8 protein-coding genes are annotated in these 7,152 nt (G+C 66.1%); 6 read left to right on the forward strand and 2 right to left on the reverse strand.

Features of this window, described 5'->3' with window-relative positions; genetic code table 11:
* Positions 1 to 973: tripartite tricarboxylate transporter permease (locus OXF11_06690; protein MCY4486790.1), on the forward strand; the 973-nt coding region annotated here is incomplete at its 5' end.
* Entirely contained in the window at positions 970 to 1,452 is a 483-nt protein-coding gene (locus OXF11_06695; GenBank protein ID MCY4486791.1) for a tripartite tricarboxylate transporter TctB family protein, read from the forward strand. The genes OXF11_06690 and OXF11_06695, both read left to right, overlap by 4 nt.
* Positions 1,453 to 1,607: 155 nt before the next feature.
* Here OXF11_06695 and OXF11_06700 read toward each other — a convergent pair whose 3' ends face one another.
* On the reverse strand, positions 1,608 to 2,414 hold the full coding sequence (locus OXF11_06700) for an SDR family oxidoreductase (protein MCY4486792.1): 807 nt from the start codon (positions 2,412 to 2,414) through the stop codon (positions 1,608 to 1,610).
* Positions 2,415 to 2,610: 196 nt separating this feature from the next.
* Here OXF11_06700 and OXF11_06705 point away from each other — a divergent pair, with 196 nt between their 5' ends.
* The 3 genes from OXF11_06705 to OXF11_06715 all read left to right on the forward strand — a co-directional run bounded on the left by OXF11_06705 (position 2,611) and on the right by OXF11_06715 (position 5,604).
* On the forward strand, positions 2,611 to 3,648 hold the full coding sequence (locus OXF11_06705) for a hypothetical protein (GenBank protein ID MCY4486793.1): 1,038 nt from the start codon (positions 2,611 to 2,613) through the stop codon (positions 3,646 to 3,648).
* Between the two features lie 55 nt (positions 3,649 to 3,703).
* Positions 3,704 to 4,558, forward strand: coding sequence for a TauD/TfdA family dioxygenase (locus OXF11_06710; protein ID MCY4486794.1), 855 nt, complete (start codon positions 3,704 to 3,706; stop codon positions 4,556 to 4,558).
* A gap of 188 nt (positions 4,559 to 4,746) precedes the next feature.
* Positions 4,747 to 5,604, forward strand: a complete 858-nt coding sequence (locus tag OXF11_06715; protein MCY4486795.1) for a TauD/TfdA family dioxygenase — start codon at positions 4,747 to 4,749, stop codon at positions 5,602 to 5,604.
* A 278-nt stretch (positions 5,605 to 5,882) separates the two neighbouring features.
* Here OXF11_06715 and OXF11_06720 read toward each other — a convergent pair whose 3' ends face one another.
* Positions 5,883 to 6,278 (reverse strand): VOC family protein, encoded by a 396-nt coding sequence (locus OXF11_06720; GenBank protein ID MCY4486796.1) that lies wholly within the window; start codon positions 6,276 to 6,278, stop codon positions 5,883 to 5,885.
* A 198-nt stretch (positions 6,279 to 6,476) separates the two neighbouring features.
* Between OXF11_06720 and OXF11_06725 the strand changes: the two genes are divergently transcribed.
* Positions 6,477 to 7,152 (forward strand): glutamate--tRNA ligase family protein (locus OXF11_06725; protein ID MCY4486797.1); only part of this gene is annotated, 676 nt, incomplete at its 3' end.

A 7,152-nucleotide genomic window follows, 5' to 3' on the forward strand; every position in this document is an offset into this window, starting at 1 on the left:
CGTCGCCACCATCGGCATGGACGTCAAATCGGGCATACCGCGCTTCGACTTCGACTACGACTATCTCTGGGACGGCATCAGCCTCATCATCGTCGCCCTGGGCCTGTTCGGCATACCCGAGATCATCGACCTGGCGAGCCGCAAGACCAGCATCGCCGAGCACGAAGAGCTCGGCAGCGGATTTCTCGACGGGATCAAGGACGTCTTCCGCCATTGGTGGCTGATGGTGCGCTCGTCCGCCATCGGCGCGTGGGTGGGGTTCCTGCCGGGCCTGGGGAGCTCGGTGGCGGACTGGTTCGCCTATGCCCACGCCGTGCAGACCGAGAGGAACACCGAGAACTTCGGCAAGGGCGACATCCGCGGGGTGATCGCACCGGAGGCCTCCAACAACGCCAAGGAAGGCGGCGGCTACATCCCCACCCTGGCCTTCGGCATCCCTGGAAGCACCTCCACGGCGCTGATCCTCACCGCCTTCGTGGCGGTGGGCATCAAGCCAGGACCGGACATGCTGACCACCCAGCTCGACCTCACTTTCGCGGTGATCTGGACGCTGGTGATCGGCAACGTCCTCGCCGTGGCGCTGTGCGGGCTCCTCGCCAAGCCCATGGCCCGGGCCTGCTTCATGCCGTTCCACAGCATCGTGCCGCTGGTGGCGGTGTTCGTCTTTATCGGCGCCTTCGCCGCCAACTTCAGCGTCAACGACCTGCGGGCGTTGCTGGTGTTCTCGCTGCTGGGCTTCATGATGCGGCGACACGGCTGGCCGCGGCCGCCGCTGCTGCTGGGGGTGGTGCTCGGCACCAAGATGGAAACCTACCTGTGGCTTTCCTACACCCGCTACGGATTCGAATGGCTGTTGCGCCCGGCGGTGATCATCCTGCTGCTCCTGGTGGCGGCGTCACTCTGCTACCCCATGCTCAAGGCACGGCGGGAGCGCCAACAGCGCGCCGCCGGACCCGGCGAGAACAAGACATGAACAAGGACCGGCGCTTACACTACGAGGGCGCTCTCTTCGCCGTGGTGATCGGGCTGGTGCTGCTGTGGGCGCTCCGCGTGGCGCACGGCTGGGACGAGCTGCGGGCCTCCATCATCATCTTCCTGCTGGGCGGCATCGGCGTTTGTCTGGCCGCGGTCCAGCTCATCATGGACCTGCGCTCGCGTCCCGGCGAACCGCAAGCGGAGGGTATTCACTTCGACGCCCCGTCCCTGCAGTCGGGGAGCCGATGGGGCAACTTCGAAATCTGGGGCTGGATCCTGGGCTTCTATGCGGCTATTCGGGTCATCGGGTTCCCCACCGCCGTGCCGCTGTTCGTCGTCAGCTACGCCAAGACCTACGGCGCAAGCTGGTTCCTCGCCTGCCTCCTGGCCGCCGTGGCCTGGGCCTTCGTCTACGGCGTCTTCGAGCACATCCTCCACGTGCCCTGGCCGGAAACCATCCTGGCGGGACTCTTCTAGGAGCCTGCGCCGCAGAAGACTGTTTGAATTGTCACGCCCCCGGATCGTCATTCCCGCGAAAGCGGGAATCCAGGGGTGGTGGGGCGAGGAAACACGTCGCTTCACCCCGCCCAACCCCTGGATTCCCGCTTTCGCGGGAATGACGAATACGGGGACTAGGTCGTACTCAGCGGCGCCAGCACCGACGTCACCCCGCGGCCGGCGTCGGTGTGGATCACCTCGCCGGTCATGATGCGGGACTGGGACGAGGCCAGCATCACGTAGGCGGCGGCGTGGTCCTCCGGGACCACCGCGACGTCGAGGAGGTTCCTGCCCATCCCAGCCTGCGGCCGCGGCGCGCCGAAGACATCGTCGCCGCCGGCGCCGGCGGCGAGGGACGGCGCCGCGCGCAGGCCGGTGGCCGTGCCCGACGGGGCCACGCCGTTCACCCGGACGGTGGGCGCCAGCTCGTTGGCCAACTGCCGCACTATTCCCAGCGCGGCGTGCTTGGAGGCCACGTACAGGGTGCCGCCGCTCACGTAGAAGGACGACGTCGAGAGCGTGAACACCATGTTCCCGCGGGTCTTCATCAACTCCGGGATGGCCGCCTTGGCGCCCAGCAGGTAGCCCTTGACGTTTACCCCGAGGACCTCCTCGTAGCCCTTCTCCAGCTCTTCGTCCGAGAGCTCCGCCAGCGGCCGCCTGGCGTCGTGGATGCCGGCGTTGCCCACGAACACCGTAAGCTTGCCGAACTCCGACACGGCGGTTGCCACCGCGCGCCGGTTGTCCTCCAGGCTGCGCACGTCGCCGGAAACCACGGCCACGCCGTCGCCCACCTCCTCCTTGAGGCCGGCCAGCCGCTGCGCCGAAAGATCGAAGGCCACCACCTTCGCGCCTTCCTCCACGAAACGCGTCACCACCGCCTTGCCGATCCCCGATCCGGATCCGGTCACGACGGCCACCTCGTTCTCGAGCCATTGCATGGATGCTACCTCCACTCGGTTTTCCATCGGCGGTTCCGTGCCGGACTGCCACCCGCAAACCACCTTTGTATGACAAAGCCCTCCTGCGCGGGCCAGCGTATCCCTTTCCGCCGGGACCCTCAACCGGCAACTTGACACTCCCACGCGCATGGGCATAGAGTCGCGCACAGAGCCATTCCGTGCAGCGGTATTGCCCATGACGGTACGATTCCCCACCACCGGCGCCATCGCCGGCGACCTCTACGGCATGGTCCTGCGCGAGCTGACGCTGTGCAAGGCCACGTCCGACGAAACGATCGTCGTCTTCACCGACACCCGGACCAACTCCAACTACGCCGCGGCCTTCCTGGCGGGGGCCAAGGAAGTGGCCGCCAGCGCCTTCGAGATCAAGATCCCGCTGTTGCCGGGCACCACGGGCAACGACACCAACGTGGCTCCGGTGCTGGAGATCCTCAAGACGGCGCACCTGGTGGTGGACCTGACCACCGCTGGTGTCCTCTATCTCTATGGCAAGGGTCTCGCGGACGTGCTTTCGGGGGGCACCCGGGTGCTCCAGGTGCGCGGCACCGAAGACCAGCTACGGCGCTGCTTTCCGGACGAAGGGGTGCGGCAGCGGACCCTGAAGGGCGCCCAACTACTCGAGCAGGCCGGCGAGATACGCGTCACCACGAAGACCGGCACGGACCTCTCCATGCGCAAGGACGGCCGGCGCGGCGTCACCCAGTACGGCATCAGCGACATTCCGGGTCGGTGGGACAGTTGGCCCTCGGGGTTCCTGTACTGCGCACCGCTGGAGGACAGCGCCAACGGCACGCTGATCATGGATCCCGGCGACCTGTTGGTGATGCTCGGCCGCTACGTCCAGGACCCGGTGCGCATCGACGTGCGCGACGGCCGCATCACGGAGGTGGACGGCGGCGTCGACGCCCTGCTGTTGAGAGAGCACCTGGAGCAATCGGGAGACCCCCAGGCCTTCATCATCTCGCACATCGGCTGGGGCACGGACGCCCGCGCCCGTTGGGTGGAGGTGGCTCAACGCGGCACCGAAGAAGGCGCCCGGGACGCCCGCTCGACCTACGGCAACGTACAGATCGCCTTCGGCGCCAACTACGCCCTGGGCGGCAAGAACACCACGCTGGCCCACGAGGACCTGATCCTGCGCCGGGCCGCGTTCCATCTCGACGGGGAGATGATCGTCGATAACGGCCGCATCCTCCCCGAAGAGCTGCGGTGAGGGGCCGCGGCACGGACAGAAGCCTGAATCCGCCAAGTTTCCGGAGGTGAATGCCATGAGCCTGACCGTCAAGCCCGTTTGCGCCGCCATCGGCGCCGAGATCGAAGGACTGGACCTGCGTGAGCCGCTGGACCAGGAAGCCCGCGAAGCGATCCTGGACGCGTTCCACGAGCACGTGCTCCTGCTGTTCCGAGGGCAGGACCTCACCGAGGACCAGCAGACCGCCTTCGCCACGACCTTCGGCGAGTTGGGCAAGCGCACCGTGGGGGCGCGTTTCGTCAAGTCTCCGAAGGACACCTATGCCAGCCCGGTGATGATGGTGACCAACCGGAGCGACGACGGGCCCACGGGCAACACCGCCTCCTTCGGCGACGGCGAGATGTGGTTCCACCACGACACCTGCTTCTACCCGGTGCCCAACATCGTCACCATGCTGTACGGGATGGAGGTCACGAGCCAAGGCGGGTTGACCCGCGTCGCCAACATGTACCGGGCCTACGACAACATCCCGCGCGAGCTGCGCGAACGGCTGGAGGGACGAACCGTCTTCCAGGTGTATGACTACAACCGCTACCGCATCGACCCCAACGTGGACCTGACCGGCGCCCGCAGCCACTCACAGCCCATCTTCGTGCGCCATCCGGTCACCGGCAGGAAGGCGCTGTACGTGAACCGCACCATGACCGCCCAGATCGAAGGCATGGACCGGGCCGAGAGCGACGCCATCCTGGACCAGCTTTTCGACATCTCCGAGGACGACCGTATCGTCTACGACCACCAGTGGCGCGTGGGCGACCTGCTCATGTGGGACAACCGCTGCTCCATCCACGCGCGCACCGACTTCCCCGTCGAGGAGGCGCGCATCCTGCGGCGGTGCACGGTAGCGGGCAAGGAACCGGTGCACGCGTAGCCGCGCGCCGCTACTGAATGACATTCCCGCGAATGTCATTCCTGCGAAAGCTTGCCCTCGACCCCGATCGGGGGCGGGAATGACGATTCAGGGGGTAGTTGCCTCTCTTGAATGGTGTTTTGACACAGCCTGTTTCGCGGGAATGACGGAAGGTGCGGGAACGACGTATCCGATTTGGAGGCAATGACATGAGCCTGACCACAAGACCGCTTTCACCAGCTTTGGGCGTGGAGGTGCTGGGACTGGACGTGAGCGAGCCGCTGGACGCAAAGGACCGGGACGGCATCCTCGACGCGTTCTACGACAACATCGCCCTGCTCTTCCGCGGCCAGAATCTCACGGTGGAGCAGCAAAACCGCTTCACCACCACCTTCGGCGACATCGGCAAGCGCACCATCGGGCCGCGCCTGCGGAAGTCGGCGGACGACATCTACACCACGCCGGTGATGGTGGTGAGCAACATCAAGGAGGACGGCAAACCGCTCGCGGGCGCCTCCGCCAACGGTGACAGGGAGATGGGGTTCCACCAGGACACCGCGTTCCACGAGATACCGGACCACGTCACCATCCTGTACGGCATCGAGGTGTCGACCCACGGCGGCCATACCATGGTAACGAACCAGTGCGCCGCCTACGACAATGTCCCGGCCGACCTCAAGACGAAGCTGGAGGGATGCCAGGTGCTGCAGGTCTACGACTACCAGCGGCACACGGTGGACGCGGACATCGACCTGAACGACGCCCGCTACTACGTGCAGCCCATCTTCATCACCCACCCCGTGACGGGCCGCCGGGCGCTCTACGTGAACCGCATGATGTCGGTGCGCATCGAGGGGATGGAACGGGCGGAGAGCGACGCCATCCTCGGCGAGCTGTTCGATATCACGGAGGACCCGAGCTTCCGGTACGAGCACGTGTGGGAGGTGGGCGACCTGCTGATGTGGGACAACTTCTGCTCTATCCACGCGCGCACGTTCTACCCGGACGAGGAGCGCCGACTCTTGCGCCGCACCACCGTCGCGGGCAAGGACCGGTTGCACGCGTGACCCCACCCCACGCCCCCACCCCTGGATCCCCGGGTCAAGCCCGGGGATGACGCGAGGAGAAGCCTCCCCCCTGGATCCCCGGGTCAAGCCCGGGGATGACGGGAGGAGAAGCCTCCACCCCTGGATCCCCGGGTCAAGCCCGGGGATGACGGGAGGAGAAGACCACCCCTGGATCCCCGCTTCCGCGGGAATGACGATTCGAAGGGTCCTTGCGTGATGAGTTCGACACGGCGTGGATCACGGAGCGGAGACGGCCCATGGCTTCCCTAGCCCGCTTGTCAGGTGAGTCCCGTCTTGACCTCGATCTGGTTGCCGTCGGGGTCAAGAATGTACTGCGAATCGCTGCGTCCGGTGGCGCCGGTTCTCGGCACTACGCCACCCTCCAGCCTCACCCCCATGGCCTTGATGCGCTCCAGGATCTCCCGGAACTCGGCGTCGGTGAAGGTCAGGCAGAAGTGGTCCACGCCGCCGTGCTCCTCCGAGCCGCGAGACTGGAACGAGGCTTCGTGCAGCAGGAAGATGATGCTTCCGCCCACCTCCATGGCGGCCGCCTCCACGCTGCTGCTGCCGAGCATGCGGCGGTCCACCATCTCGAAACCAAAAAGATCGCTGTAGAACCGGATGGAGCGGTCGAGGTCGGTGACCTTGACACCCACGTGGTCGAGTAGCGCCATCACGCACCTCCTTGTCAGATAGGAAATCTATACCCTGAAGCCGCGGCGAACGGTATGGGCCACTTGGCGGCTTCATGCACGCGGCCGGATCAGGTAGACTGTGAGCCTGTCCGGGAATGGAATCGAACGAGGGGCACCTTCACGGAACGCCATTGCCGCATTGGCTCCCGGCACCCTCGAAGATCTCCGGGTCCGCCCATGAACAAGAAAACACAGAACGACAGCGCCGACCGGCGCGAGCCTCCGCTGGACTTCATACGCACCATCGTCCGGGACGATCTGGCCCACGGCAAGCACCCCGGCGGCGTGGTGACGCGCTTTCCACCCGAGCCCAACGGCTTCCTCCACATCGGCCACGCCAAGTCCATCTGCCTGAACTTCGGCGTCGCGCAGGAGTTCGGCGGGCGCTGCAACCTGCGTTTCGACGACACCGACCCGGCCAAGGAAGACACGCTCTTCGTCGAGGCCATCAAGGACAACATACGCTGGCTGGGATTCGATTGGGGCGAGGGCCTGTACAACGCCTCCGACTACTTCGAGGAGCTGTACCGCTTCGCCGTGCAGCTCATCGCGCGCGGCGGCGCCTACGTGTGCAGCCTGAGCGAAGCCGCGATCCGCGAGACCCGGGGCACGGTAACGGAGCCGGGCCGGGAGAGTCCCTACCGCGGCCGCTCGGGGGATGAAAACCTCGATCTCTTCACGCGCATGCGCAACGGCGAGTTCCCCGACGGCACCCACGTGCTGCGCGCCAGGATCGACATGGCCTCGCCCAACATGAAGATGCGCGACCCGGTGATCTACCGCATCCGTCACGTCACCCACCACCACACCGGCGACGCCTGGCCCATCTACCCCATGTACGACTTCGCCCATC

This window comes from Deltaproteobacteria bacterium, assembly GCA_026712905.1.
Classification (GTDB): Bacteria; Desulfobacterota; Binatia; order UBA9968; family JAJDTQ01; genus JAJDTQ01.

Coding starts and splice junctions, on each gene's coding strand:
- OXF11_06695 (MCY4486791.1), top strand. CDS start 970: ATGAACAAGGACCGGCGCTTACACTACGAGGGCGCTCTCTTCGCCGTG.
- OXF11_06700 (MCY4486792.1), bottom strand. CDS start 2,414: ATGCAATGGCTCGAGAACGAGGTGGCCGTCGTGACCGGATCCGGATCG.
- OXF11_06705 (MCY4486793.1), top strand. CDS start 2,611: ATGACGGTACGATTCCCCACCACCGGCGCCATCGCCGGCGACCTCTAC.
- OXF11_06710 (MCY4486794.1), top strand. CDS start 3,704: ATGAGCCTGACCGTCAAGCCCGTTTGCGCCGCCATCGGCGCCGAGATC.
- OXF11_06715 (MCY4486795.1), top strand. CDS start 4,747: ATGAGCCTGACCACAAGACCGCTTTCACCAGCTTTGGGCGTGGAGGTG.
- OXF11_06720 (MCY4486796.1), bottom strand. CDS start 6,278: ATGGCGCTACTCGACCACGTGGGTGTCAAGGTCACCGACCTCGACCGC.